Annotated in this window: 7 protein-coding genes; 2 read left to right on the forward strand and 5 right to left on the reverse strand. The window is 74.6% G+C overall.

Annotated elements, in window-relative coordinates:
• Both ACZ5FU_RS05690 and ACZ5FU_RS05695 read right to left on the reverse strand, forming a co-directional pair.
• The coding region (locus ACZ5FU_RS05690; protein WP_469044752.1) for a type I polyketide synthase at positions 1–7,355 on the reverse strand (7,355 nt) is incomplete at its 3' end.
• Positions 7,356–7,417: 62 nt separating this feature from the next.
• Positions 7,418–21,304: a type I polyketide synthase gene (locus ACZ5FU_RS05695; protein WP_469044754.1), complete on the reverse strand. Its 13,887-nt coding sequence runs from the start codon at positions 21,302–21,304 to the stop codon at positions 7,418–7,420.
• A gap of 282 nt (positions 21,305–21,586) precedes the next feature.
• Between ACZ5FU_RS05695 and ACZ5FU_RS05700 the strand changes: the two genes are divergently transcribed.
• Positions 21,587–21,997 carry a YybH family protein gene (locus ACZ5FU_RS05700; protein WP_382784508.1) on the forward strand — a complete coding sequence of 137 codons (411 nt, stop codon included), beginning with the start codon at positions 21,587–21,589 and terminating at the stop codon, positions 21,995–21,997.
• Positions 21,998–22,129: 132 nt separating this feature from the next.
• Here the strand turns inward: ACZ5FU_RS05700 and ACZ5FU_RS05705 are convergent, their stop codons facing one another.
• Both ACZ5FU_RS05705 and ACZ5FU_RS05710 read right to left on the reverse strand, forming a co-directional pair.
• A complete protein-coding gene (locus ACZ5FU_RS05705) occupies positions 22,130–22,543 on the reverse strand; it encodes a YybH family protein (protein ID WP_451530519.1) in 414 nt (137 codons plus the stop codon).
• A 96-nt stretch (positions 22,544–22,639) separates the two neighbouring features.
• Entirely contained in the window at positions 22,640–23,188 is a 549-nt protein-coding gene (locus ACZ5FU_RS05710; protein WP_451530518.1) for a flavin reductase family protein, read from the reverse strand.
• A gap of 180 nt (positions 23,189–23,368) precedes the next feature.
• On the opposite strand from ACZ5FU_RS05710, the gene ACZ5FU_RS05715 reads away from it, so the two are divergent.
• Complete coding sequence (locus tag ACZ5FU_RS05715) at positions 23,369–24,973, forward strand: aspartate aminotransferase family protein (RefSeq protein ID WP_451530517.1); 1,605 nt, start codon at positions 23,369–23,371, stop codon at positions 24,971–24,973.
• A gap of 707 nt (positions 24,974–25,680) precedes the next feature.
• On the opposite strand, the gene ACZ5FU_RS05720 is transcribed toward ACZ5FU_RS05715, so the two are convergent.
• Entirely contained in the window at positions 25,681–26,562 is an 882-nt protein-coding gene (locus ACZ5FU_RS05720) for an NAD(P)-dependent oxidoreductase (RefSeq protein WP_451530516.1), read from the reverse strand.
• Positions 26,563–26,595: the final 33 nt, after the last annotated feature.

Consider the following 26,595-nt stretch of genomic DNA (forward strand, 5'->3'; position numbering starts at 1 on the left):
ATGAGGCGTCCGCGGGCGGTGACCAGGCGTGCGGCGTCTTCGAGGGAGAAGACTCCGGCGATGTGGGCGGCGGCGAGTTCGCCGATGGAGTGGCCGGCGACGTGGTCGGGGGTGATGCCCCAGGAGTGGAGGAGTCGGTAGAGGGCGACTTCGAGGGCGAAGAGGGCGGGCTGGGTGAATTCGGTGCGGTCGAGGTCCTGGCCGTCGGTGATGCCGTCGTTGATGGCGTCGTTGATGACGTCGTGGATCGGGCGGGGGAGGTGGGGGTCGAGGGCGGCGGCGACTTCGTCGAAGGCGGTCGCGAAGACGGGGAAGGCGGCGTGCAGTTGCCGTCCCATGCCGAGTCGTTGCGCTCCCTGGCCGGTGAAGAGGAAGGCGATGGATCCCGGGCGGTGCGTCTGGACCGGGTGGGTGCCAGTACCGTCCGCCAGCGCCCGTACGGCGTCGAGGAGTTCGGTGCGGTCGGTGCCCGTCACGACCGCGCGGTGGTCGAAGGCGGCGCGTTCGGTCGCCAGGGACAGGGCGACGTCCTGCGGGGCGAACGCGGGGTGGGTCTCCAGGTGGGTGAGCAGGCGTGCGGCCTGGTCGCGGACGGCCTGCGCGCTCTTTCCCGACAACACCCACGGGATCACCGGCAGTTCATTGCGTTCGGTGGTGTCCTGCTTCGCGGGGGCGGCCGGGGGTTCCTCGATGACGACGTGGGCGTTGGTGCCGCTGATGCCGAAGGAGGAGATGCCCGCGCGGCGCGGGCGGCCGTCGACGGCGGGCCACTCGCGGGCCTCGGTGAGCAGCTCGACCGCGCCGGCGTCCCAGTCGATGTGGCGGGACGGTTCCCCCACGTGCAGGGTCTTCGGCAACGTCTCGTGCCGCATGGCCTCGATCATCTTGATCACGCCGCCGACGCCGGCGGCCGCCTGGGAGTGGCCGATGTTCGACTTGAGAGAGCCGAGGTAGAGCGGCTTGTCGGGGGTGCGGTCGCGGCCGTAGGTGGCGAGGAGGGCCTGTGCCTCGATGGGGTCGCCGAGGCGGGTGCCCGTGCCGTGGGCCTCGACGGCGTCCACGTCGGCGGTGTCCAGGCCGGCGTTGGCCAGGGCCTGCCGGATCACGCGTTCCTGGGAGGGGCCGTTGGGTGCGGTGAGGCCGTTGCTGGCGCCGTCCTGGTTGACGGCGGTGCCGCGGATCACGGCGAGGATGTGGTGGCCGTTCTTGCGGGCGTCTGAGAGCCGCTCGACGAGGAGCAGGCCGACACCTTCGGACCAGCCGGTGCCGTCGGCGTCGTCGGAGAAGGACTTGCAGCGGCCGTCGGCGGACAGGCCGCGCTGACGGGAGAACTCCACGAACGTGGCGGGTGTCGCCATGACCGTGGCACCGCCCGCGAGCGCGAGGTCGCACTCGCCGTTGCGCAGCGCGCCCGCGGCCATGTGCAGGGCCACCAGCGAGGAGGAGCACGCCGTGTCGACCGTGATCGCCGGACCTTCGAGACCGAAGGTGTACGACAGCCGGCCGGAGGCGACACTGCCAGCGCTGCCCGCGGCGAGGTAGCCCTCCAGCTCCTCCGGGACGGTCCCGGTGGCGGTGGCGTAGTCGTGGTACATCACGCCGGTGAAGACGCCGGTGCGGCTGCCGCGCAGGGCGGCCGGGACGATGCCCGCGTTCTCCAGCGTCTCCCAGGCGGTCTCCAGCAGCAGGCGCTGCTGCGGGTCGGTCGCGGTCGCCTCGCGCGGGGACATGCCGAAGAACTCGCGGTCGAAGAGGTCCGCGTCGTGCAGGAACCCGCCCTTCCGGACGTACGACGTCCCGTACCGCTCCGGGTCCGGGTCGTAGAGCTTCTCGATGTCCCAGCCGCGGTTGGAGGGGAACTCGCTGACGGCGTCGACCTCGTTCGCCACCAGGTCCCACAGGTCCTCGGGGGAGGACACCCCGCCCGGATAGCGGCACGCCATGCCGACGATCGCGATCGGCTCCATGGAGGAGGAGTCCGCGGTGACGGCGACGGACTCCTCCGCGCCGAACAGCTCGGAGGCCAGGTGTGCGGCGAGGGCGGCGGGGCTGGGGTGGTCGAAGATCAGGGTGCTCGGCAGCCGCAGGCCGGTGGCGCCGTTGAGCTGGTTGCGCAGTTCGACGGCGGTCAGTGAGTCGAAGCCGAGTTCCTGGAAGGCGCGGTGGGGGTCGACGGCGCCGGCGTCGGCGTGTCCGAGGACCGCGGCCACCTGGGCGCGGACGAGGTCCGCGAGGGCCTGTTCGCGCTCTTCCCGGGACAGGGTGCCCAGGCGTTCGGCCAGCGAGGCGGCGGCGTCGCTCCGCGCGTCGGCGGCGCGTCGCGGTCCGGCCGGGACCAGCGCGCGCAGGAGCGGGGTGGGTGCCTGGGGCTGGGTGCGCAGGGCCGCGGTGTCGATGCGGCTGACGGCGAGGACCGGTTCGGTGCCCGCCACGGCGGCGTCGAACAGTGCCATCGCCTCGTCCGCGGCGAGCGGCAGCAGCCCCAGGCGCTTGATGCGCTGGAGGTCGGCGTCGCCGAGTTCGCCGCTGATGGTGCTGGTCTGGTTCCACAGGCCCCAGGCCAGGGAGGTGGCGGGCAGGCCGTGCGCGGCGCGGTGCTGGGCGAGGGCGTCCAGGGAGGTGTTGGCCGCCGCGTAGTTGGCCTGGCCGGCGTTGCCGATCAGACCCGCGATCGAGGAGTAGAGCACGAAGGCGGACAGCTCCAGGTCCCGCGTCAGTTCGTGCAGGTGCCACGCCGCGTCCGCCTTCGCGGCCAGTACGGCGTCCAGTCGTTCGGGGGTCAGGTCGGTGAGCACGGTGTCGTCCAGGATTCCGGCCGTGTGGACCACCGCCCGCAGGGGCCGGTCGGCCGGAATCCGTGCCAGGACGTCCGCCAGGGAGTCCTTGTCGGAGACGTCGCAGGCGGCGAGGGTGGCTTCGGCTCCCAGGGCGTGGAGTTCGTTCTGGAGGTCGGTGGCGCCGGGGGCGTGGGGGCCGCGTCGGGAGACCAGGAGCAGGTTGCGTGCTCCGTGCGTGGTGACCAGGTGGCGGGCGAGTACCGCGCCCAGGGTGCCGGTGGCGCCCGTGATGAGGACGGTGCCCTCGTCCCAGCGCACGGTCCGCTCACCGCTCTCAGCGGTGGCGCGGCCCAGGCGGGGCGCGTAGGCGGTTCCGGCGCGCATGGCCAGTTGGGGTTCGCCGGTGGCGAGGATGGCCGCGGTGTCCAGGTCGGTGTCGGGTTCGAGGTCGGCGAGGACGATGCGGCCGGGGTTCTCGGTCTGGGCGACCCGTACCAGTCCGGTGACGCCGGACGCGGCAAGGTCGGTGACTTCCTCGCCGTTCAGGGCGAGGGCGCCGCGGGTGACCACGAGCAGCGTGCGGTCCGCCCTGCTCTCGTCGGCCAGGAACTCCTGTATCGCGTGCAACGTCTCGTGCAGCACCTCGGGCGCGGAGCGTCCGTTGGACACCGCCTCCATCACGTCGGCGGTGTCCGGGGCGGGCGTCGTACCGCCGCGCGGCACGGGCTTCCAGCGCACGGCGAACAGTCCGTCCGGGCCGCTCGGGGCCGCCGCCGCGCGCAGGGCCTCCGCCGACAGGGGGCGCAGCGTCAGTCCCTCGACGGTCGCCACCGGGGCACCGGTACCGTCCGCCACCGTCAGGGCCACGGTGTCGGAGGCGCCCGGGGAGAAGCGCACCCGGACCGTCCCGGCGCCCACCGCGTGGACCGTCACGCCCTCCCAGCCGAAGGGCACGAGGGCCTCCCGGTCCGGGTCGACGACGCCGGGGAGGAGGGTGTGGAGGGCGGCGTCCAGGAGGGCCGGGTGCAGCAGGTACCGTCCCGCTTCGGCGCGCGGTCCGTCCGGCAGGACCACCTCGGCGAAGATCTCGCCCCCGTTCTCGCTCCGCCAGGCCCGCCGCAGGCCCTGGAAGGCCGGACCGTAGGCGTAGCCGAGCTCCTCCAGACGGTCGTAGGCGCCCTCCAGCGGCACCTCCCGGGCGCCCGCCGGAGGCCACACCGTCAGCGCCTCACCCGCCGAGGCGTCCGTCGGCACCAGCCGGCCCCGGGCATGCAGCGTCCACGACGCCCCCTCGGTCCCGCCGGCATCGCCGGTGTCGTCGTCCGGCTCGGGCCGTCCGTACACCTCCACCCCGCGGTGCCCGACACCGTCGGCCTCCCCGACGACCACCTGCACCTGCACACCACCGCGCGCCGGCAGCACCAACGGCGCCGACAGGGTCAGGTCCTCCACGCGGGGGGCGCCGACCTGGTCGCCCGCGCGAGCGCAGAGTTCGACGAACGCGGTGCCGGGCAGCAGGGTGGCGCCTAGGACCACGTGGTCGGCCAGCCAGGGGTGGGTGCGCAGCGAGACGCGGCTGGTCAGGACGTACTCGTCCCGGGTGGCCAGGCCCAGCGAGGCGCCCAGGATGGGGTGTCCGACCGCCTTCAGGCCCAGGCCCTCCGCGTCGGCCGGGGCGTCGACGGGGTCGAGCCAGTGGCGTTCGCGCTGGAAGGCGTAGGTGGGCAAGGGGGTGGGGGTGGTGGTCCGGGGGCCGAGGAGGGCGGACCAGTCGACCGGCACGCCCGCGGTGAACGCCTGGGCCACGCCGGAGATCAGCGTCGGGGTCTCGTCGTGGTCGCGGCGGAGGAGGGGAACGGCGACGGCGTCGTCGAGGGTGTCGCGGGTGAGGGCGGTGAGGACGGCGTCGGGGCCGATCTCGACGAACACACCCGCCCCCGCTTCGCGCAGGGAGGTGAGGGCGTCGGTGAAGCGGACGGTGCCGCGGATCTGGTCGGTCCAGTACTGGGGGGTGGTGAGTTCGTCAGGGGTGGCGATACGCCCCGTCAGGGTCGACACCAGGGGGATGCGGGGCCTGCCGTAGGTGACGGTGGCGGCGACCTGCCGGAACTCGTCGAGGATGTCGTCCATGTGCGGGGAGTGGAAGGCGTGCGAGACGGTCAGCCGTACGGCCTTGCGGCCGTGCTCTCGCCACCGCGCCACCTGCCGTTCGACCGCCTCCGCGTCACCGGAGATCACCGTCGACAGCGGCGAGTTCACCGCCGCCACCGCGACCGCCCCCGGTTCCTCCGCGAGCGCCGCGTCGATCTCGTCCTGCGAGGCCTGGATGGCGGCCATGGCGCCGTCTTGGCGGGCGGCTTGCATGAGGCGTCCGCGGGCGGTGACCAGGCGTGCGGCGTCTTCGAGGGAGAAGACTCCGGCGATGTGGGCGGCGGCGAGTTCGCCGATGGAGTGGCCCGCGACGTGGTCGGGGGTGATGCCCCAGGAACGCACCAGGCGGTAGAGGGCGACTTCGAGGGCGAAGAGGGCGGGCTGGGTGAATTCGGTGCGGTCGAGGTCCTGGTCGTCGGTGATGCTGTCGTTGATGACGTCGTGGATCGGGCGGGGGAGGTGGGGGTCGAGGGCTGCGGCGACTTCGTCGAAGGCGGTCGCGAAGACGGGGAAGGCGGCGTGCAGTTGCCGTCCCATGCCGAGTCGTTGCGCTCCCTGGCCGGTGAAGAGGAAGGCGGTTCCGCTCGCGTCGCGGACCCGTGCGGGCTGTGCTCCGTCGCCGTTCGCCAGCGCCCGTACGGCGTCGAGGAGTTCGGTGCGGTCGGTGCCCGTCACGACCGCGCGGTGGTCGAAGGCGGCGCGTTCGGTCGCCAGGGACAGGGCGACGTCCTGCGGGGCGAACGCGGGGTGGGTCTCCAGGTGGGACACCAGGCGCGCCGCCTGGTCGCGGACCGCCTGCACGCTCCTGCCTGACAACACCCAGGGAATCAAAGGCAGTTCGACACGGCCCGTGGTGTCCTGCTCCTCGGCGGTGCCCCGCGCCTCGGGGAGGGCCGGGGGCTCCTCGATGACGACGTGGGCGTTCGTTCCACCGAAGCCGAAGGAGGAGATGCCCGCGCGGCGCGGCCGGTTCTCCGTCGCGGACCAGTCCCGTGCCTCGGTCAGCAGCTCCACCGCGCCGGCGTCCCAGTCCACATGGCTGGACGGTTCCCCCACGTGCAGGGTCTTCGGCAGCACCCCGTGCCGCATGGCCTCGATCATCTTGATGACGCCGCCGACGCCGGCCGCGGCCTGGGAGTGGCCGATGTTCGACTTCAGCGAGCCCAGGTACAGCGGCTGCCCGGCCGGCCGTCCCTGACCGTAGGTGGCCAGCAGCGCCTGCGCCTCGATGGGGTCGCCGAGGCGGGTGCCCGTGCCGTGCGCCTCGACGGCGTCCACGTCGTCCGTGCCCAGACCGGCGTTCGACAGCGCGGCGAGGATCACGCGTTCCTGGGAGGGGCCGTTGGGCGCGGTGAGGCCGTTGCTCGCGCCGTCCTGGTTGACGGCGGTGCCCCGGATCAGCGCCAGGACCCGGTGACCGTTCTTCCGCGCGTCGGAGAGCCGCTCCACGAGGAGCAGGCCGACCCCCTCCGACCAGCCGGTGCCGTCCGCGTCGTCGGAGAAGGACCGGCAGCGGCCGTCGGTGGACAGGCCGCGCAACCGGGAGAACTCCACGAACGCCGTCGGCGTCGACATGACGGCGACGCCGCCCGCGAGCGCGAGGTCGCACTCGCCGTTGCGCAGCGCGTTGACGGCCAGGTGCATGGCGACGAGGGAGGAGGAGCAGGCGGTGTCGACGGTGACGGCCGGCCCCTCCAGACCGAAGGTGTACGCCGTCCGGCCCGACGCGATGGAGCCCGCGCTGCCGCTGAAGAGGTACCCCTCGTTGCCCTCGGCGGGCAGGTCGGGGCGGGAGCCGTAGTCGTTGTACATCGCCCCGGTGAAGACGCCGGTGCGGCTGCCGCGCAGGGCGGCCGGCACGATGCCCGCGCTCTCGAAGGTCTCCCAGGCGGTCTCCAGCAGCAGGCGCTGCTGGGGGTCGATGGCGAGCGCCTCGCGCGGGGACATGCCGAAGAACTCGCGGTCGAAGAGGTCCGCGTCGTGCAGGAACCCGCCTTCGCGGACGTAGGAGGTGCCGGGGCGGTCGGGGTCCGGGTCGTAGAGCTTCTCGATGTCCCAGCCGCGGTTGGAGGGGAACTCGCTGACGGCGTCGACCTCGTTCGCCACCAGGTCCCACAGGTCCTCGGGGGAGGACACCCCGCCCGGATAGCGGCAGGCCATGCCGACGATCGCGATCGGCTCCCGCGCCTTGTCCTCGGCCTCGCGCAACTGCCTGCGCGCGTCGCGCGCGTCGGCGATGGCCTTCTTGAGGTACTCGCGGAGTTCCTGCTCGTTCGCCACTGATCTCAGCTCCCCGTCGTCATGTGGCTCGTGGTGTGGCTCGTGCTCGGTCTGATGGGTCGTGCTCGCGCGGGTGGGTCGTGCGGTGCCGGGTGGGTCGTGCGGTGCCGGGCGGGGCGTGCGGTGGTGTGCCGCGGCCGCCGGCACGCCGGACGTGCGGCACCGCCCCGGAGCCGACCCCCTCGTCGGCTCCGGGAGCGGTCGCCCGGTCAGTTCAGGTCGTCGAGGAGCGCGAACAGTTCCTCGTCGCTCGCCTCGTCCAGGTCGCCGGCCGCCGGCACCTCGTCGGCCGGCGTACGGCCGCCCGCCTCCTCGGCGACGCCCAGCAGCTCGCGCAGCTGCCCGGCGACGCTCTCGTAGGCCGCGGGATCGGCGGCCGCCGACCGGACGGCGGCCCTGAGCCGGCCGAGCTCCTCGACCACCGAGTCGGCGGGCGACGCCGCCTCCACCTTGATCTGCCGTTGCAGGTGTGCGGCGAGGGCGGCGGGGCTGGGGTGGTCGAAGACCAGCGTGCTCGGCAGCCGCAGACCGGTGGCGCCGTTGAGCTGGTTGCGCAGTTCGACGGCGGTCAGTGAGTCGAAGCCGAGTTCCTGGAAGGCGCGGTGGGGGTCGACGGCGCCGGCGCCTGCGTGTCCGAGGACCGTGGCCACCTGGGCGCGGACGAGGTCCACGAGGACCTGTTCGCGCTCCTCCGGGGACAGGGCCCCCAGGCGCTCGGCCAGCGCGGGGCCCGCGTCCTGGCCACCGGACCGGCCCGCCGAGGCGGCCGTGCGGCGACGGCCGGCCGGAGCCAGGTCGCGCAGCAGCGGCGGCAGGCCGTCACCCGCCCTGCGCAGCGCGGCGGTGTCGAGACCGCTGACGGCGAGGACCGGTTCGGTGCCCGCCAGGGCGGAGTCGAACAACGCCATCGCCTCGTCCGTGGCCAACGGCTTGAGGCCGATCCGGGCCAGTCGGCGCAGGTCCGTCTCGTTCAGCTCGCCGCTGATGGTGCTGGTCTGGTTCCACAGGCCCCAGGCCAGGGAGGTGGCGGGCAGTCCGAGGGCCGCCCGGTGCTGGGCGAGGGCGTCCAGGGAGGTGTTGGCCGCCGCGTAGTTGGCCTGGCCGGCGTTGCCGATCAGACCCGCGATCGAGGAGTAGACGACGAACGCGTCGAGGTCGTCGCCGAGGGTGGCCTCGTGCAGGTTCCACGCCGCTTCGGTCTTCGGCCGGAGCACGGCGTCCAGTCGCTCGGGGGTCAGGTCGGTGAGCACGGTGTCGTCCAGGATTCCGGCCGTGTGGACCACCGCCCGCAGGGGCCGGTCGGCCGGGACGGAGGCCAGCAGCTTGGCGACCGCCTCCCCGTCGGAGACGTCGCAGGCGGCGAGGGTGGCTTCGGCTCCCAGGGCGTGGAGTTCGTTCTGGAGGTCGGTGGCGCCGGGGGCGTGGGGGCCGCGTCGGGAGACCAGGAGCAGGTTGCGTGCTCCGTGTGTGGTGACCAGGTGGCGGGCGAGTACCGCGCCGAGGGTGCCGGTGGCGCCCGTGATGAGGACGGTGCCCTCGTCCCAGCGCACGGTCCGTTCACCGCTTTCAACGGTGGCGCGGCCCAGGCGGGGCGCGTAGGCGGTTCCGGCGCGCATGGCCAGTTGGGGTTCGCCGGTGGCGAGGATGGCCGCGGTGTCCAGGTCGGTGTCGGGTTCGAGGTCGGCGAGGACGATGCGGCCGGGGTTCTCGGTCTGGGCGACCCGTACCAGTCCGGTGACGCCGGACGCGGCAAGGTCGGTGACCTCTTCGCCGTTCAGGGCGAGGGCGCCGCGGGTGACCACGAGCAGCGTGCGGTCCGCCCTGCTCTCGTCGGCCAGGAACTCCTGGACTCCGCGCAGGACGTCGTGCAGCACCTCGGGCGCGGGCCGTCCGTTGGACACCGCCTCCATCACGTCGGCCGTGACCTCGGTCGTACCGCCCTGGGGTACGGCCTTCCAGCGCACGGCGAACAGTCCGTCCGGGCCGCTCGGGGCCGCCGCCGCGCGCAGGGCCTCCGCCGACAGCGGACGCAGCGTCAGTCCCTCGACGGTCGCCACCGGCGCACCGGCACCGTCCGCCACCGTCAGCGACGCCTCCAGGGTCTCGGACTCCTGGTCGGACACGGTCAGGCGGACGCGCAGCTCGGTGGCGCCCACCGCGTGGAGGGTGACACCCGACCAGGCGAAGGGGAGCCGGGCCCGGCCCGCCTCGTCGACGACGCCGGGGAGGAGGGTGTGGAGGGCGGCGTCCAGGAGGGCCGGGTGCAGCAGGTACCGTCCCGCCTCGGCGCGCGGTCCGTCCGGCAGGACCACCTCGGCGAAGATCTCGCCCCCGTTCTCGCCCCGCCAGGCCCGTCGCAGGCCCTGGAAGGCCGGACCGTAGGCGTAGCCGAGCTCCTCCAGACGGTCGTAGGCGCCCTCCAGCGACACCTCCCGGGCGCCCGCCGGAGGCCACACCGTCAGCGCCTCACCCGCCGAGGCGTCCGCCGGCACCAGCCGGCCCCGGGCGTGCAGCGTCCACGACCCCTCACCGGCGTCGCCGGTGTCACCGTCCGGTCCGTCCGGCTCGGGCCGTCCGTACACCTCCACCCCGCGGTGCCCGACCTCGTCGGCCTCCCCGACGACCACCTGCACCTGCACACCACCCCGCGCCGGCAGCACCAACGGCGCCGACAGCAGCAGTTCGTCGAGTGCCTCCGTGCCGGTCTGCTCACCGGCGCGCAGCGCCAGTTCCACCAGGGCGGTGCCCGGCAGCAGGACCCTGCCGTCGACGGCGTGCTCGGCCAGCCGGGCGTGGGTGTGCGACGACACCCGTCCGGTGAAGACGTGGGTGTCCCGGTCGGCCAGGCTCATGGCCGCGCCGAGCAGCGGGTGCCCGGCGGACGCCAGACCCAGGCCGGCGGCGTCCAGCGGGGCGTCCGGGCCGTCCAGCCAGTACCGCTCGCGCTGGAAGGCGTACGTGGGGAGGTCGACCCGCCGGGCGCCGGGGAGGACCTTGGTCCAGTCGGGGCCGGCCCCGCGCAGCCGCAGCAGGGCCAGCGCCGCCGCCACGGACTCCGCCTCGGGCCGCCCGCGGCGCAGCGCCGGGGTGAGCATCCCGGCCTCCTCGGGCAGGCACGCCGCGGCGAGCGCGGTCAGGACACCGTCGGGGCCCAGCTCCAGGTACTCGGTGACGCCCTCGGAGTGCAGGAACCGCACCCCGTCGTGGAACCGGACGGTGCCCCGGATGTGGCGGACCCAGTAGTCCGGCGACATCAGTTCCTCGTCGGTGGCGAGGACACCGGTCACGTTGGAGACGACGGGGATCTCGGGGGCCCTGAAGGTCAGGTCCGAGACGATGTCGCGGAACTCGTCGAGGATCTCCTCCATGTGCGGGGAGTGGAAGGCGTGCGAGACGGCCAGGAGCCTGACCCGGGCGCCCCCGGCCCGCCAGCCCTCCATGATCTCGGTGACGGCGTCCTCGTCGCCGGAGATGACGGTGGCGCGCGGCCCGTTGACGGCGGCGACGGAGACCCGCTCCTCGCCGTACGGCAGCAGGGAGGCGCGGACCTCGTCCTCCGCGGCCTGGATCGAGGCCATCGCACCGCCCTCGCGGGCGGCCTGCATCAGCCGTCCGCGCTCGGCGACCAGGACACAGGCGTCGGTGAGGTCGAGAACACCGGCCAGATGGGCCGCGGTGACCTCGCCGAGGGAGTGGCCGAGCAGGTAGTCCGGCCGCACGCCGTAGTGCTCGAAGAGGCGGTACAGGGCGACTTCGACGGCGAACAGCGCGGCCTGGGTGAAGGCCGTCTGGTCGATCAGCGCGGCGTCGGCGGACGTCTCCGGGGCGAAGAGCACCCCCTTGACGGGACGGACCAGCTCCGGGTCGAGACGGGCGCACACCCGGTCCAGCGCCTCCGCGAACACCGGGTTGCTCTCGTACAGCTCGCGGCCCATGCCGAGCCGTTGGGCGCCCTGGCCGGTGAACAGGAAGGCGGTCCTGCCGGAGCGGGCGGTACGGGTGCCGACCACGCCGGGGACCCGCAGGCCCTCGGGGGCGCCGGCGAGCGCGGCCAGGCCCTCGAGGAGCGTCTCGCGGCTGTCGCCCAGGACGGCGACGCCCCGGTCGAGCAGGGCGCGTCCGGTGGCCAACGAGTGGGCGACGTCGGCCGCCTCCAGACCGGGCCGCGCCTCGACGAACCGGCGCAGCCGATCGGCCTGGTCGCGCAGCGACTCCTCGGTCCTGCCGGTGAGGATCCACGGCAGGACCCGGGAGGGCGCACCCGGCGTCCCGGCCGGGTTCGGGCGGGCGGGACGCGGCTCGGCCGGGGGTTCCTCGATGAGGACGTGGGCGTTGGTGCCGCTGATGCCGAAGGAGGAGATGCCCGCGCGGCGCGGGCGGCCGTCGGTGGCGGGCCATGCGCGTGCCTCGGTCAGCAGCTCGACCGCGCCGGCGTCCCAGTCGATGTGACGGGACGGCTTGTCCGCGTGCAGGGTCGGCGGCAGCGTCTCGTGCCGCATGGCCTCGATCATCTTGATCACACCGCCCACGCCGGCGGCCGCCTGCGAGTGGCCGATGTTCGACTTCAGCGAGCCCAGGTACAGCGGCTTGTCCGTGGCGCGGTCACGGCCGTAGGTGGCCAGCAGCGCCTGCGCCTCGATGGGGTCGCCGAGGCGGGTGCCCGTGCCGTGCGCCTCGACGGCGTCCACGTCGTCCGTGCCCAGACCGGCGACCGCCAGGGCCTGCCGGATCACGCGTTCCTGGGAGGGGCCGTTGGGTGCGGTGAGGCCGTTGCTGGCGCCGTCCTGGTTGACGGCCGTGCCGCGGATCACGGCGAGGACCCGGTGGCCGTTCTTGCGGGCGTCGGAGAGCCGTTCCATGAGGAGCAGGCCGACGCCCTCGGACCAGCCGGTGCCGTCGGCGTCGTCGGAGAAGGACTTGCAGCGGCCGTCGGCGGACAGGCCGCGCTGACGGGAGAACTCCACGAACGTGTTGGGGCTGTTCATGACCGTGACGCCGCCCGCGAGCGCGAGGTCGCACTCGCCGTTGCGCAGCGCGCCCGCGGCCATGTGCATCGCGACGAGGGAGGAGGAGCAGGCGGTGTCGACGGTGACGGCCGGCCCCTCCAGACCGTACGTGTACGACAGCCGGCCGGAGAGGACACTGGAGAGGTTGCCCGCGAGCAGGAAGCCCTCGAACTCCTCCGGGGTGCCCTCCAGGCGCGAGGCGTAGTCGTCGTACATGGCGCCGGTGAAGACGCCGGTCTCGCTGCCGCGCAGGGTGGCCGGGTCGATGCCCGCGCTCTCGAAGGTCTCCCAGGCGGTCTCCAGCAGCAGGCGCTGCTGCGGGTCGGTCGCGGTCGCCTCGCGCGGGGACATGCCGAAGAACTCGCGGTCGAAGAGGTCCGCGTCGTGCAGGAACCCGCCTTCGCGGACGTACGACGTGCCCGGTCGGTCGGGGTCCGGGTCGTACAGCTTCTCGATGTCCCAGCCGCGGTTGGAGGGGAACTCGCTGACGGCGTCGACGCCGTTCGCCACCAGGTTCCACAGGTCCTCGGGGGAGGACACCCCGCCCGGATAGCGGCACGCCATGCCGACGATCACGATCGGGTCGTCGGTACGGGCCCCGGCGCGCCCGCGCCCGCGCCGGTCCCGGTCCTGGTCCTGGTCCCGGGGAGCCTGGGCGGACACCGCCTCGGTCAGCAGGTGGGCGGCGAGCGCGTGCGGGGTCGGGTGGTCGAAGACGGCCGTGCTGGGCAGCCGCAGGCCGGTGGCGGCGGTGAGCCGGTTGCGCAGGTCGACGCCGGCCATCGAGTCGAAACCGAGGTCGTTGAAGGCACGGGCCGGGTCCACGGACGCGGCGCCCGGGTGGCCGAGCACCGAGGCCACCACGGACCGCACCAGGGCCAGTACGGCGTCGCCCCGCTTGGCCTCCGGCAGACCGGCGATCTGCCGCGCCCACTCGGAGCCGGAGCCGGAGCCGCCGGGCGAGCCGGCCTGCGCGGCGCGGCGCGGCCGCGGGCGCACCAGGCCGCGGTACAGCGCCGGGACCGGTGCCGCCCCGTCGGCCGTGAGCCTGCCCGGATCCAGCGCCACCGGCGCCAGCAGCGGCTCGTCGCCGGCCAGTGCCAGGTCGAAGAGCGCGAGACCCTCTTCCGGGGTGAGCGGGGTCATGCCGGCGCGCGCCCAGCGGGCGAGGTCGGCGTCGGTGAGCGACGCTCCCATGCCGTGCGTGGCGTCCCACAGGCCCCAGGCCAGCGAGGTGGCGGGCAGGCCGTGCGCGGCGCGGTGCCGGGCGAGGGCGTCCAGGTAGGTGTTGGCCGCCGCGTAGTTGGCCTGGCCCGCGGTGCCGGTGAGACCGGACACCGACGAGAACAGCACGAAGGCCGTCAGGTCCAGGTCCCGGGTCAGCTCGTGGAGGTGGCGCGCGGCGTCCGCCTTCGGCCTCAGGACGGCGTCCAGCCGCGCCCCGGTCAGCGACTGCAGGGTCGCGTCGTCCAGGACGCCGGCCGTGTGCACGACGGCGGTCAGCGGGTGCGCGGCCGGCACCGAGGCGATCAGGGCCGCGACCGCGTCCCGGTCGCCGACGTCGGCGGCGGTGACGGTCACCTCCGCGCCGAGCGCGGTCAGTTCCCCGGCCAGCTCGGCGGCGCCGGGCGCGTCGGGGCCCCGGCGGCTGCTCAGCAGCAGGTGCCGTACGCCGTGCCCGGTGACCAGGTGGCGGGCGAACAGCGCGCCGAGCCCACCGGTGCCGCCGGTGACGAGGACCGTGCCGTCCGCGGTGAAGCGGGGGGTGGGCGCCCCGGCCGCCCGGGGGGTGCGGGCGAGCCGGGGCGCGTGCAGCAGGCCGTCGCGCACGGCCAGCTGCGGCTCCTCGGCGGCGAGCGCGGCAGGCAGCAGGGAGTCCGCCGCCGGGTCGTCGTCGAGGTCGATCAGCACGATGCGGTCGGGGTGCTCGGACTGCGCCGAGCGGATCAGGCCCCACACGGGCGCGACCGCGAGGTCCACGTCGTCGGCGGGCCGTGCGGCGACGGCGTGCCGGGTCACCAGGGCGAGCCGGGAGCCGGTGAACCGCTCGTCGGCCAGCCACTCCTGGACGAGGCGCAGCACCCGGCCGGTGACGGTCCGCGGGTCGGCCGTGGCGTCCGCGACGGCGGGCACCCGCAGGAGGACCACGTCGGCCGGCTCCACGGCGTCGAAGAAGCCGGAGGGGCCGGCCGGACCGTCGGTGCCTTCGGGGGCGAGGGGGACGACGGCCTCGGACCAGGAAGGGGAGGGGACCGGCGCGGGCGACGGCACCTCGTTCCACTCCACGGTGAACAGCGAGCCGGCGCCGGTGTGCGACGCCGCCGCGAGCCGGTCCCTGGGGACGGCGCGCAGGGCGAGGTCCAGGTCGGCGACGGGGGCGCCGGTGCCGTCGGCGACGGAGATGGCCGCGCGCTCCGGGCCGGCGGGCGAGATCCGGGCGCGCAGCTCGGTGGCGCCCGCCGCGTGCAGGGTGACGTCGTTCCAGGCGAACGGCAGCCGGATGTGCGCCGGGTCCGTGTCGGCGCCCGCGTCGAGCACCAGCGGGTGCAGCACGGCGTCGAGCAGCGCGGGATGCAGCCCGTACGCGGCGGCGTCGTCGGTCTGCGCGTCGGGCAGGCGGACCTCGGCGAAGACGTCGGTGCCGCGCCGCCAGACGGCGCGCAGGGCCTGGAAGGCGGGGCCGTAGACGTAGCCGAGGGCGGCCAGCCGGTCGTAGACGCCGTCGAGGCTCTCGGCGGTGGCACCGGCCGGGGGCCAGGAGAGGAGGTCCTCGTCGGCGGCGGGCGCCGCGCCGTCCCGCGCGAGCAGACCGGCGGCGTGCCGGGTCCAGGGCAGGGCGCGGTCGGCGGTGTCCGGGCGCGCGTGGACGGTGAAGGGGCGCTGCCCGTCCCGGTCCGGCGCGCCGACCGCCACCTGGACGCGGACGGCTCCGCGCTCGGGCAGCGGCAGCGGCGCCTCCAGCGTCATCTCCGTCAGGTGCGGGGCACCGAGCCGGCCGCCCGCCGCGACGGCGAGTTCGAGGAAGGCGGTGCCCGGCGCGACGACCGTGCCGGCGATCGCGTGGTCGGCCAGCCAGGGCCGGTCGGCGCGCGAGAGGCGGCCGGTGAACAGCGCGTCCTCCCGCTCGGCGAACTCCACGGCGGTGGTCAGCAGCGGGTGCCCGGCCGGGTCGAGGCCGAGGCCGCGGGCGTCGGTGCGCGGCGCGGCGTCCAGCCAGAAGCGGGTGCGCCGGAAGGGGTAGACCGGCAGGTCGGTGCGGGCCGCGCCGGGGAAGAAGGAGGCGACGTCGAGCGGGGCGCCCTGGGCGTACGCCGTGGCCGCCGCGGTGACGAGGGTCTCCGCCTCGGGGCGTCCGGCGCGCAGCACGGGCACGGCGGTGACCGCGGCCGCCGGGGTGTCCTCCAGGGTGCGCCGGGCCAGCGCCGTCAGCACGGCGTCCGGGCCGACCTCGACGAGGACGGTGGCCCCCTCGGCCGCCAGGCGCCGGGTGGCGTCGGCGAAGCGGACGGTCTCGCGGATCTGCCGCGCCCAGTAGTCGGGCGAGGTGAGCTGCTCGGCGGTGGCGATCTCGCCGGTCACCGTCGACACCAGGGGGATGCGCGGGCGGTGGAAGGTGAGTCCGGCCGCGACGGCCCGGAACTCCTCCAGGACACCGTCCATGTGCGGGGAGTGGAAGGCGTGCGAGACCGTCAGCGCACGGGTGCGGCGGCCGGCCTCCCGCCAGGCGCGGGCGGCCTCCGCCACCCGGTCGGCGTCACCGGATATCACCACCGACGAGGGGGAGTTGACGGCGGCGACGGACACGGCGGACTCCTGCCCGGCGAGCCCGGCGGCGATCTCCTCCTCGGTGCCCTCGACGGCGGTCATCGCGCCGCCGGCCGGTGCGGACTGCATGAGCCGCCCGCGCGCGGCGACCAGGACCGCGGCGTCCTCCAGGGAGAGGACGCCGGCGGCGTGGGCGGCGGCGAGTTCGCCGATCGAGTGCCCGGCGAGCAGGTCGGGGGTCAGGCCGTGGTGGGTCAGCAGCCGGAAGAGGGCCACCTCGACGGCGAACAGCGACGGCTGGGTGTACGCGGTGAGATCGATCAGCCCCGCGCCCGCGCCCTCACCGAACAGCACGTCGCGCAGGGGCACTTCCAGGAGGCCGTCGAAGGCGGCGCACACCTCGTCGAGGGCGGCGGCGAACACCGGTCGGGCGGCGTACAGTTCGCGGCCGGCTCCGGCACGCTGCGCGCCCTGGCCGGTGAACAGGAACGCGGTGCGGCCCGGGGTGTCCGCGGTGCCGGTGACGGTGTTCGGGGCATCGGTGCCGGCGGCGAGCCCGGCCAGTCCGGTGAGCAGGTCCTCGGTGCCGGAGGCCAGGACGACGGCCCGGTGCTCGAAGGCGGTGCGGGTCGTGGCGAGCGAGAAGCCGAGGTCGGCGAGGCCGGAGCCGGAGCCGGAGTCGGATTCGGAGCCGGATTCGGTGACGTGCGAGGCCAGTCGGGCGGCCTGCTCGCGCAGCGCCTCCGGGTCGCGGGCGCTCAGGACGTACGGCGCGGGCCCACCGGTGGGCCCGCCGGCGGGGGCGGCGGCGGTGCCGGACCGCGCGGCCCCCTCGTCCGTCCCGGCTCCCCCGTCCGTCCCGGCCCCGGCGGCGGCCGGCGCCTCCTCGACGACGAGGTGGGCGTTGGTGCCGCTGATGCCGAAGGAGGAGACGGCGGCGCGCCGGGGCCGGCCGGTCGTCCCGGGCCAGGGGCGGTCCTCGGTGAGCAGGGCGACGGTGCCGTCGGACCAGTCGACGTGGCTGGTCGGCCGGCCCACGTGGAGGGTCCGGGGCAGCACGCCGTGCCGCATCGCCTGGACCATCTTGATGACGCCGCCGACGCCGGCGGCGGCCTGGGTGTGGCCGAGGTTGGACTTCAGCGAGCCGAGGTGGAGGGGGCGTTCGCTGTCGTGTCCGGGGCCGTAGACCGCCTTGAGGGCCTCCGCCTCGATGGGGTCGCCCAGACGGGTCCCGGTGCCGTGGGCCTCGACGGCGTCGACGTCCGCGGGGGTGAGGCCGGAGTCGGCCAGGGCCTGCTGGATGACGCGCTGCTGGGAGGGTCCGTTGGGGGCGGTGAGGCCGTTGCTGGCGCCGTCCTGGTTGACGGCGGAGCCCCGGAGCACGGCGAGGACGGGGTGGCCGTTGCGCCGCGCCTCGGACAGCCGCTCCAGCAGGAGCAGGCCGACGCCCTCGGACCAGCCGGTGCCGTCGGCGCCGTCGGCGAAGGGCTTGCAGCGGCCGTCGGGCGCCAGACCGCGCTGGCGGGAGAACTCCACGAACATGCCCGGCGAGGACATCACGGTGACGCCGCCCGCGAGGGCGAGGTCGGTCTCCCCGGAGCGCAGGGAGCGGATCGCCAGGTGCAGGGCGACCAGGGAGGAGGAGCAGGCCGTGTCGACCGTGAGCGCCGGGCCGACCAGGCCGAGCTGGTAGGCGATGCGGCCGGACATGACACTGGCGGTGGTGCCGGTCAGCACCCCGCCCTGCACGGACTCGGGGGCGTCGTCCATGCGCGGCCCGTACTCCAGGCCGGTGGCGCCGACGAAGACCCCGGTGCGGGAACCGCGCAGCCGCGCCGGGTCGATGCCGGCCCGCTCGACGCTCTCCCACGCGGTCTCCAGCAGCAGGCGCTGCTGCGGGTCCATGGCCAGCGCCTCGCGCGGGGAGATCCCGAAGAACGCGGCGTCGAAGTCGCCCGCGTCGTGCAGGAACCCGCCGTGGCGCACGGAGCTGTGGCCGGGCCGGTCCGGGTCCGGGTCGTACAGGTCCTCGGGCCAGCCGCGGTCGTCCGGGAACCCGGTGACGGCGTCGCCGCCCCGGGCGACGAGGCGCCACAGGTCCTCGGGCGAGGCCACGCCGCCCGGGTAGCGGCAGGCCATGGCGACGACGGCGATCGGCTCGCCGTCGGCGCCCGCCGCCGTCCCGCCCGCCGCCGGCCCGTCCGCGGCGGCCTCGCCGAGGAGCTCGGCCTCGACGAACCCGGCCAGGGCGTGCGGCGTCGGGTGGTCGAAGAGCAGGCCGCCGGGCAGCTTCAGACCGGTGGCCCGGGCGAGCGTGCCGCGCAGTTCGGTGGCCATCAGGGAGCTGAAGCCGAGGTCCCGGAAGGGGGTGTGGTCGGGCACGCGCCGGCCCGGTTCGTACTCCAGGACCGCGGCGATGTGGGGGTGCAGCAGGTCCTCGACGGCGCGCCGGCGCTCCGCCGCGTCGAGCGCGGCCAGGCGGCGGCCCAGCTCGCCGCGGGGGGCGGCGGCCGGGACGGCGGCGGGGGCGTCGGCCTCGGGGAGGGGGGCCTGCCGCAGCGGGTCGGCGGCCGTGCGGGCACCGTCGAGCCAGTGCGAGCGGCGCTGGAAGGCGTACGTCGGCAGTTCGACGTGGCGCGCGGGCCGGCCGCCGTACAGGGCGCTCCAGTCGGGCTCGGCGCCCCGCGTGAACGCGGTGGCCAGCGCGGTCAGCGCGGTCGGCGGCTCGGAGCGGCCGGCGCGCAGCAGCGGTACGGCGGCCACGGCGTCGGCGTCCGCGGCGCAGTCCTCGACGAGGGCGGAGAGGACGCCCTCGGGCCCCAGCTCCAGGAAGGTGCGCACGCCGGCGCCCTCCAGGGCGCGGACGGCGTCGAGGAAGCGCACCGGACGGCGGACCTGTTCGACCCAGTAGTCGGGCGAGGTGAACTGCCCGGCGGTCACCGGCTCCCCGGTGACCGTGGAGATGACCGGAATTACCGGCTCCGCGTAGTCGAGCGAGGCCGCGACCGCGCGGAACTCCGCCAGCATCGGGTCCATGTGCGGGGAGTGGAAGGCGTGCGAGACGGTCAGGCGCTTCGTGCGGCGCCCCTGCTCCCGCAGCACGGCGGCCACCTCCGCGGCCGCGTCGGCGTCACCCGACAGGACGACGGAGCGGGGACCGTTGACGGCGGCGACCGCGAGCGTGCCCTCACGGTCCGCCAGGAGCGGCAGCACCTCGGCCTCGGTGGCCTCCACGGCGGTCATCGCGCCGCCCGTGGGCAGCGCCTGCATCAGCAGGGCGCGGGCGGCGACCAGGCGCGCGGCGTCGGCGAGGGAGAACACGCCCGCGACGTGGGCCGCGGCCAGCTCGCCGATGGAGTGGCCGGCGAGCAGGTCGGGCCGCAGCCCCCAGCTCTCGAGGAGACGGAAGAGGGCGACCTCGACGGCGAACAGGGCGGGCTGGGTGGCGCCGGTCTCGTGCAGGGCCGTGTCGTCGGCGATCAGCTCGGCGAGCGGGCGCGGCAGCAGCGGGTCCAGGTGCGCGGCGACCTCGTCGAAGGCGCTCGCGTACGCCGGGAACGCCGCGTACAGCTCCTGGCCCATGCCGGCGCGCTGGGCGCCCTGGCCGGTGAAGAGGAAGGCCGACCGGCCGGGCCGTACGACGCCGGAGACGACGGTGGCGGCGGGGACGCCGCCGGCGAGCGCGTCCAGGCCGGCGAGCAGCGCGTCGCGGCCGTCGGCGACGACGACGGCGCGGTGGCCCAGGAACGTGCGGGTGGTGGCCAGCGCCCGGCCGGTGTCCTCGGCCGGCCGGTCGGGACGCTCGGCGGCGAAGGCCCGCAGCCTCGCGGCCTGGGCCCGCAGCGCGTCCTCGTCGTGGCCGGTGACGATCCACGGCAGCGGGACGGCGGCCGCCGGGGCGCCGGGACCGGCGGGGGCGGGCGCCCCGGAGCCGGCGGGGGTCCCGGTGCCGGCCTCGGGGGCGGCGGCGGTTCCGGTGGGGGCCTCGGCGGGCGCCTCGGCGGGGGCCTCGGAGACGACGACGTGGGCGTTGGTGCCGCCCATGCCGAAGGAGCTGACGCCGGCGACGAGCTCCCGGTCCTCGTCCGGCCAGGCCGTGGCCTCGCGCTGCACGGCGATCCCCAGCTCCTCCGGCACGATCCGCGGGTTGGGGGTCTCGAAGTGCAGACTGGCCGGGAGCCGGCGGTGGTGCAGGCTGAGCAGCGTCTTGATCAGGCCGGCGATGCCCGCGGCACCTTCGAGATGACCGATGTTGGTCTTCACGGAGCCGACGCGCAGCGCGGTGCGGGCGGTGCGGCCGCGGCCGAGCGCCGCGCCGAGCGCGGCGGCCTCCAGCGGGTCGCCGACGGGCGTGCCGGTGCCGTGCAGTTCGACGTACTGCACCTCGTCGGGGGCGATCCCGGCACGCTCGTACGCCTCGCGCAGCACCGCTTCCTGGGCGGCCGGGCTCGGCACGGTGAGCCCGTCGGTGGCGCCGTCGCTGTTGACGGCGCTGGAGCGGACGACGCCGTAGATCCGGTCCCCGTCGGCCCGCGCCCGGCTCAGCGGCTTGAGGAGCACCATGCCGCCGCCCTCGCCGGGGACGAAGCCGTTGGCGCGGGCGTCGAAGGCGTAGGTGGTCCCGTCGGGCGAGAGCGCTCCGAAACGGGACTCGGTGACAACGTTCTCCGCCAGGAGGTTGAGGTTCACCCCCGCCACGAGCGCGCCGTCGGCCTCGCCGGCGCGCAGGCTCTCGCAGGCCAGGTGGACGGCCACCAGGGAGGACGACTGGGCGGAGTCCACGGTCATGCTCGGCCCGTGCAGACCCAGGTGGTACGAGACCCGGTTGGCGATGACACCGCGGTTGACGCCGGTCATGGTGTGCTGGGTGACGGCCTCGGCGCCGTGCAGGTACAGCAGGCTCGTGTAGTCGTCGCGCAGGGCACCGACGAAGACGGCCGTCCTGCTGCCGCGCAGCGAGGCGGGGACGACGCCGGCGTCCTCCAGCGTCTCCCAGGCGAGCTCCAGCACGAGCCGCTGCTGGGGGTCCATGGCCGCCGCCTCGCGCGGGGAGATCCCGAAGAACGGCGCGTCGAACGCGTCGACGGCGTCCAGGAAACCACCGCGCCCGGCACCGAGGGAGCGCCCGTCCGGGCCCCAGCGCCCCTCCGGCACCGGGGTGATGGCGTCGGCGCCGCGGGTGAGCAGGTCCCAGAACGCGGTGGGGGAGTCGGCGCCGGGAAGCCGGCAGGACATGCCGATGACAGCAATGGGCTCCGCCCGCTCCCCGGTCGCGCCGCCCTCCCGGGTGGGTTCTGCGTGGGTGTCGTGCTCGCTGGTCGTCACTGTCGGGTGCCCTTTCCGTTCTGCGTATCGCAACGGTCCAAGACGTCCGCCTGCGCATTCGAAGCCCGGACGGCTCGGCGCGGCCTGCACCGACGGTATGTAGCGGGAGTCTTCCGAAGATCCAGCGTGTGATCACGGCCCGGTAATCGGAGCCGTGCCCCCGCCTTCCGGCGTGCGGCGTTACCCCTCGGTGAGTCCCGGGTTTCCGTCCTGCGGATAGCTTTTCGACGTAGTTGTCACTCTCATCGCTCTTTCCATCCTCACTTTCCGGAGGACAGAAGAATGTCCAACACCGCAACGGCCGTCGAGCTCCCCAAGGAGCTCGCGGCGCACCTCGAGAGTTATGTCGCCGCCTTCAACTCGGGCGACGCGGAGCGCGTCAATGCCCACTACACCGAAGCCGGCATCATCGCGTGGGAGAAGGGCAACCCGGTGAGCGGCGCGGACCGCCGGGCCGCCATCGAGGAATTCCTCACCACCATGCGGCCGCACATCGAGACCGACCTGCGGGAGGCGTACGTCACCGGCGACACCGCCCTGCTGGTCGTGGACTGGACCATGGAGATCAACACGGCGAGCGGCGAGGGCCGCGAGAGCCTGCGCGGCGTCGGCCTGGACGTCCTGCGCAAGCAGGCGGACGGCTCGTGGCTGTACGCCGTCGACGACCCGTTCGGCGAGGAACCGCGCGACTGACGCGACGGACCGCGACCGCACGGTACATCGCGAAGAGGCCGGGCTCCCCTCGGGGAACCCGGCCTCGTCCGTCTCGTGGTGCGGGTGGTGCTGGATGGTGCGGGTGGTGCGGGGTGGTGCGGTTCGGACGGCTCAGACGGTGATGTCGGCGACCGGACGGTCCACCGCCATCAGCCACTTGCCGTCCTCGGTCCGGCGGATGACGTCGGTGCAGCTGCCCTTGACCTGGACCAGCTCGCCGTCCTCGCCGGGCAGCCCCAGCTCGAAGTCGACCACGATGAGCGTGACGTCGTCGGCGGTGTAGGAGTGCTTGACGACGGACTTCAGCGTCGGGCCCTTGGCGAGCAGCTCGATGATGCCCTTGGTGCGGGCCTCGCCGGTCAGCGGGCCGCCCGTCAGGTTGGAGATGGCGTCGTCGAGGTAGAGGTTGTCGAAGGCGGCGCCGTCCCCGGAGTTGAAGATCTTCAGGAAGACGTCGTTCTGGACCTCCGGGTCGTCGGTGAGTTCGAGGCTGTACAGGTCGACTTCGGGGGTCGAGGCGGTCATGTCTGTCTCCTTCGTGTGATGCGTGGTGTGGTTCGTCGTGTCCGGCCGGTGTGCGCCGGTGTGTGCGACCGCGCGCCACGAGGGCGTGCGGAACCGTCAGGCGGCCCGCGGGGCGTGGCCGAACTTCCCGTCGAAGAACGTCAACGCCGCGTCGTCGCAGCCCCGTCGGCAGTCCAGCACCCTGCCGACGAAGATCGTGTGGTCGCCCGAGGCGTGCGCGTCGACCACGTCGCACTCCAGCCAGGCGAGCGCGCCGGCCAGGAGCGGGGCGCCCGTGCGTTCGCCCGGTGCCCATTCGACGTCGTCGAACTGTGCGAGCCCGAGGACGCGCTTCTTGTTCGCGAAGTGCCGGGCGAGCGACTGCTGTCCGGCTGCCAGGATGTTCACGCCGAAGTGCCCGGCCCCGGTCAGCTCGTCGAACATGACGGCGCTGTGGTCGATGGAGACCAGCACGGTCGGCGGGGCGAGCGACACGGAGCTGAAGGCGTTGGCCGTCATGGCGTGGATGTGGTCGCCACCCACCGTGAGCACGGTGACGCCGGTGGCGAACTGGGACATCACATCCCGCAGCGAAGTGGCCTCGACGGACGTGCGCAGCCCCGTCCGCGAGGCTGCGGGTTCGAGCTCTGCGGATGCAGGAGTCATTTCCCCTCTTCGGATTCGGCTTGAGGGCCCCCTACGCAATAAAGGGGTGGATGGAAAACGTATCCGCTCGGCACTTTCCCGCGCCTAATCGCCAAGTAATCGATCTCTTTCACCGTGCCGACGACCGCCGATGACCGCGCCGTTACCGCACACTGGCGCGCATTCGGTCATGTTGGCCCCATGACCGATGCTTCGAATGCCCCCGCGGAACAAACGCAGTTGGCCGAACCCCATCTGGGAGCCGTGCTGGCCTCCGCCGGCCTGGACGCCGCGTACGTCCGGGCCGAGGGGAACCACCTCCACCGGCGGGGCGAGGACGGCCGCGAGGTCGCCGTCGTGGACTACGCGGGGGGATACGGCTCGCTCCTGCTGGGCCACAACCACCCCGCGATCGTCGCGTACGCGAAGGAGCTGCTGGAGAGCGGCGTCCCGGTGCACGCGCAGTTCTCCCTGCATCCGGAGGCCGCCGAGCTGGCACTCGCCCTGAACCGGATCGTCCGCCGCGAGACCGGCGACGACGAGCCGTTCTTCGCCGTCTTCGCCAACACCGGCGCCGAGGCCAACGAGGCCGCGCTCAAACACGCCGAGATGGACCGGGGCATCCGCCTCGGCGCGCTCCTGGAGTCCGTGCGCGGCGGCCTCGACGCGGTGCGCGCGGCCGTGCGGGACGGTTCGGCGACGGTGCCCGCCGACGTCCTCACCCGCTTCGGCGTGGCCGCGGACGGTGCGGCCCCGGCCGTCCTGGACGAGCTGATCGACCGCCTCACCGCCCACAACGACGCCCAGGCCGGGCGTCCCCCGGTCTTCCTCTCCCCGGAGGGCTCCTTCCACGGGAAGCTGGTCGGCACGGTCCAGCTCACCCACAACGAGGGCTACCGCACCCCGTTCGGGGCGCTGGCCGCGCAGGCGCGGTTCGTCCCGCTCGACCAGCCGGGCGCCCTGCGCAAGATCGTCGACGAGGAGCGCGCCACCCTCCTCGGCCTGGCCCTGGAGGACGGCCGGGTCCGGCTGACGGAGCACGAGGCGCCCGTCGTCTGCGCGTTCGTCCTGGAGCCGATCCAGGGCGAGGGCGGCATCCGCGAGCTGTCGGTGGAGTTCGTCCGGGAGGTCCAGGAGGTCTGCGCGGAGATCGGCGCACCGGTCGTCGTGGACGAGATCCAGAGCGGCATGGGGCGCACGGGCGACTTCCTGGCCGGCACGCGCCTGGGGCTGCGCGGCGACTACTACACCCTCGCCAAGAGCCTGGGCGGCGGCCTCGCCAAGATCTCGGTGCTGCTGGTGCGCGCCTCGCGCTACCGCGGCGAGTTCGAACTGATCCACAGCTCGACCTTCGCCAAGGACGGCTTCTCCAACCGCATCGCCCTGAAGGTCCTCGAGCTCCTGGAGGCCGACGACGGCGCCGTCTACCGCAGGGCCGCCGAGCTGGGCGAGCGGCTGCTGGCCATGCTGAACTCCGTGCGGGAGGACTTCCCCGAGGTCGTCAAGGACGTCCGCGGCCGCGGCCTGATGCTCGGCCTGGAGTTCCACGACCAGTCCGGGGCGCCGGTCCCCCCGGTCGCCGAGGCGGCCCGGGCCGGCCTGTTCGGCTACCTGGTCGCGGGCCACCTGCTGCGCGGCCACCGGGTCCGTACGTTCCCGACCGCGAGCGCCCCCGACACCCTGCGCTTCGAGCCGTCCGTCCTGCTCTCGGACGACGACATCGCCTGGCTGGAGACGGCCCTGCGCGACACCTGCGACATCATCCGGGGCGGCTACCGGCGCCCCCTGGCGCTGCCCGCCGCGTAACGGGCGGCACGACCCGCACGAGCACGAGCACGAGGGCCGGCGGCCGGGACGACTTCCACGTCCCGACCACCGGCCCTCACCCGTGCCGGCCCGTACCCGTGTCGCGTGCGCTCGCACCGCGCCCGCGTCGGGTCCGGGCCTGCGTCGGGTCCGAACCCGCGTCGGGTCCGGGCCTGCGTCGGCCACCGGCCGCGCCCGCACAGCGCGGCCCGTGCCGGTCACCGAGCTCGCGCCCGTACCGTGCCGCCCGGGTCGGTCACCGGGCCGCGCCCGCACAGCGCGGCCCGTGTGTGTCGGCCCGTACCCGTGTCGCGTGCGCTCGCACCGCGCCCGCGTCGGGTCCGGGCCTGCGTCGGCCACCGGCCGCGCCCGCACAGCGCGGCCCGTGCCGGTCACCGAGCTCGCGCCCGCACAGCGCCGCCCGGGTCGGCCGCCGGACCGCACCGTCCGTGCCGACCACCGAGCCCGCGCCCGCACGGCGCCCGCGCACGGGTGCGGGGCCCGCTCGCGCGCCCCGCACCCGTGTGCCGCCGCTCGCGGTGAGTGCGGCGGGGCACGGACGGGCCGCCGGAGTCATGTACCGCGGGTCCTCGGGACCCGCGCCCGTCCGGCACGCCGCTGGGCGGGACCCGGCACGCGGCCGTGTCCCGCCCAGCGGGCTCCTGCCCCACCGCGCACGTGGCGTCCCCGGAGGGACGCCGCGGGGGTCAGCCCTGCTTGAACGCCTCGACCAGGCTGGCCAGGCTGTGGCCGGCGTGGCCCTGCGCGACGCGACGCTCGATCAGCGCCTGGATGGCGGCCGAGAAGTCGCTGTTGACGCCGAGCTGCTTGCTCGTGGCGACCAGGTGCTCGATCGCGGCCTTGTTGACGCCGAGGCTGGAGATCTCGGTGTCGAAGCTCGCCGAGTCGATCTCCTGGGCGCTCTGCGGGATCGAGGGGGTGATGACGTGCTCGATCCAGGTCAGGGCGAACGGGGTGAACGCCTCCGCCGAGACGCCGGCCGAGTTCACGAGGGCCACGGCGTGGAAGTAACCCGCCAGGCTCGACCACAGCAGCGACAGCAGACCGAGGTCGTAGATCATCGCGACACCGGTGTCCGCGCCCAGGTACACGTTCGTGCCCGCGAGCGGCTTCAGCAGCTCCTCGTGCTCGGCGTACACCTCCTGGGCGCCGGCGTAGAAGATCAGGGCCTGGGGCAGGCCGATCATCTGCGGGACGGCCATGATGGCGCCGTCCAGGTAGCGGACGCCGTTCTGCTCGGCCCAGACGGCGAGGGCGCGGGCGTCCTCGGGGGTGCCCGAGGTGAGGTTGATGACCACCTTGCCCTTCAGCTCGGCGGCGGAGTCGGCGAGCAGGCCGTTCAGCACCTCGTAGGTGGAGACGCACGCCACGACGACCGGGCTGGCCTCGATCGCCTGCTTGACGTCCGCGGCGAGGACGGCGCCCTGTTCGACGAGCGCGTCCGCCTTGTCAGCGGAACGGTTCCACACGGTGGTCGGATTGCCGTTCTTCACAAAGGCGGTGGCCAGGGCGGCGCCCATCATTCCCAGACCGAGAACGGTCACCGGACCCTGGTTCGTGTTCGACATTGACTTGCTCCTCAATTTTCTCTTCGGAATCAG

The sequence above is a fragment of the Streptomyces sp. NPDC031554 genome (assembly GCF_055580685.1).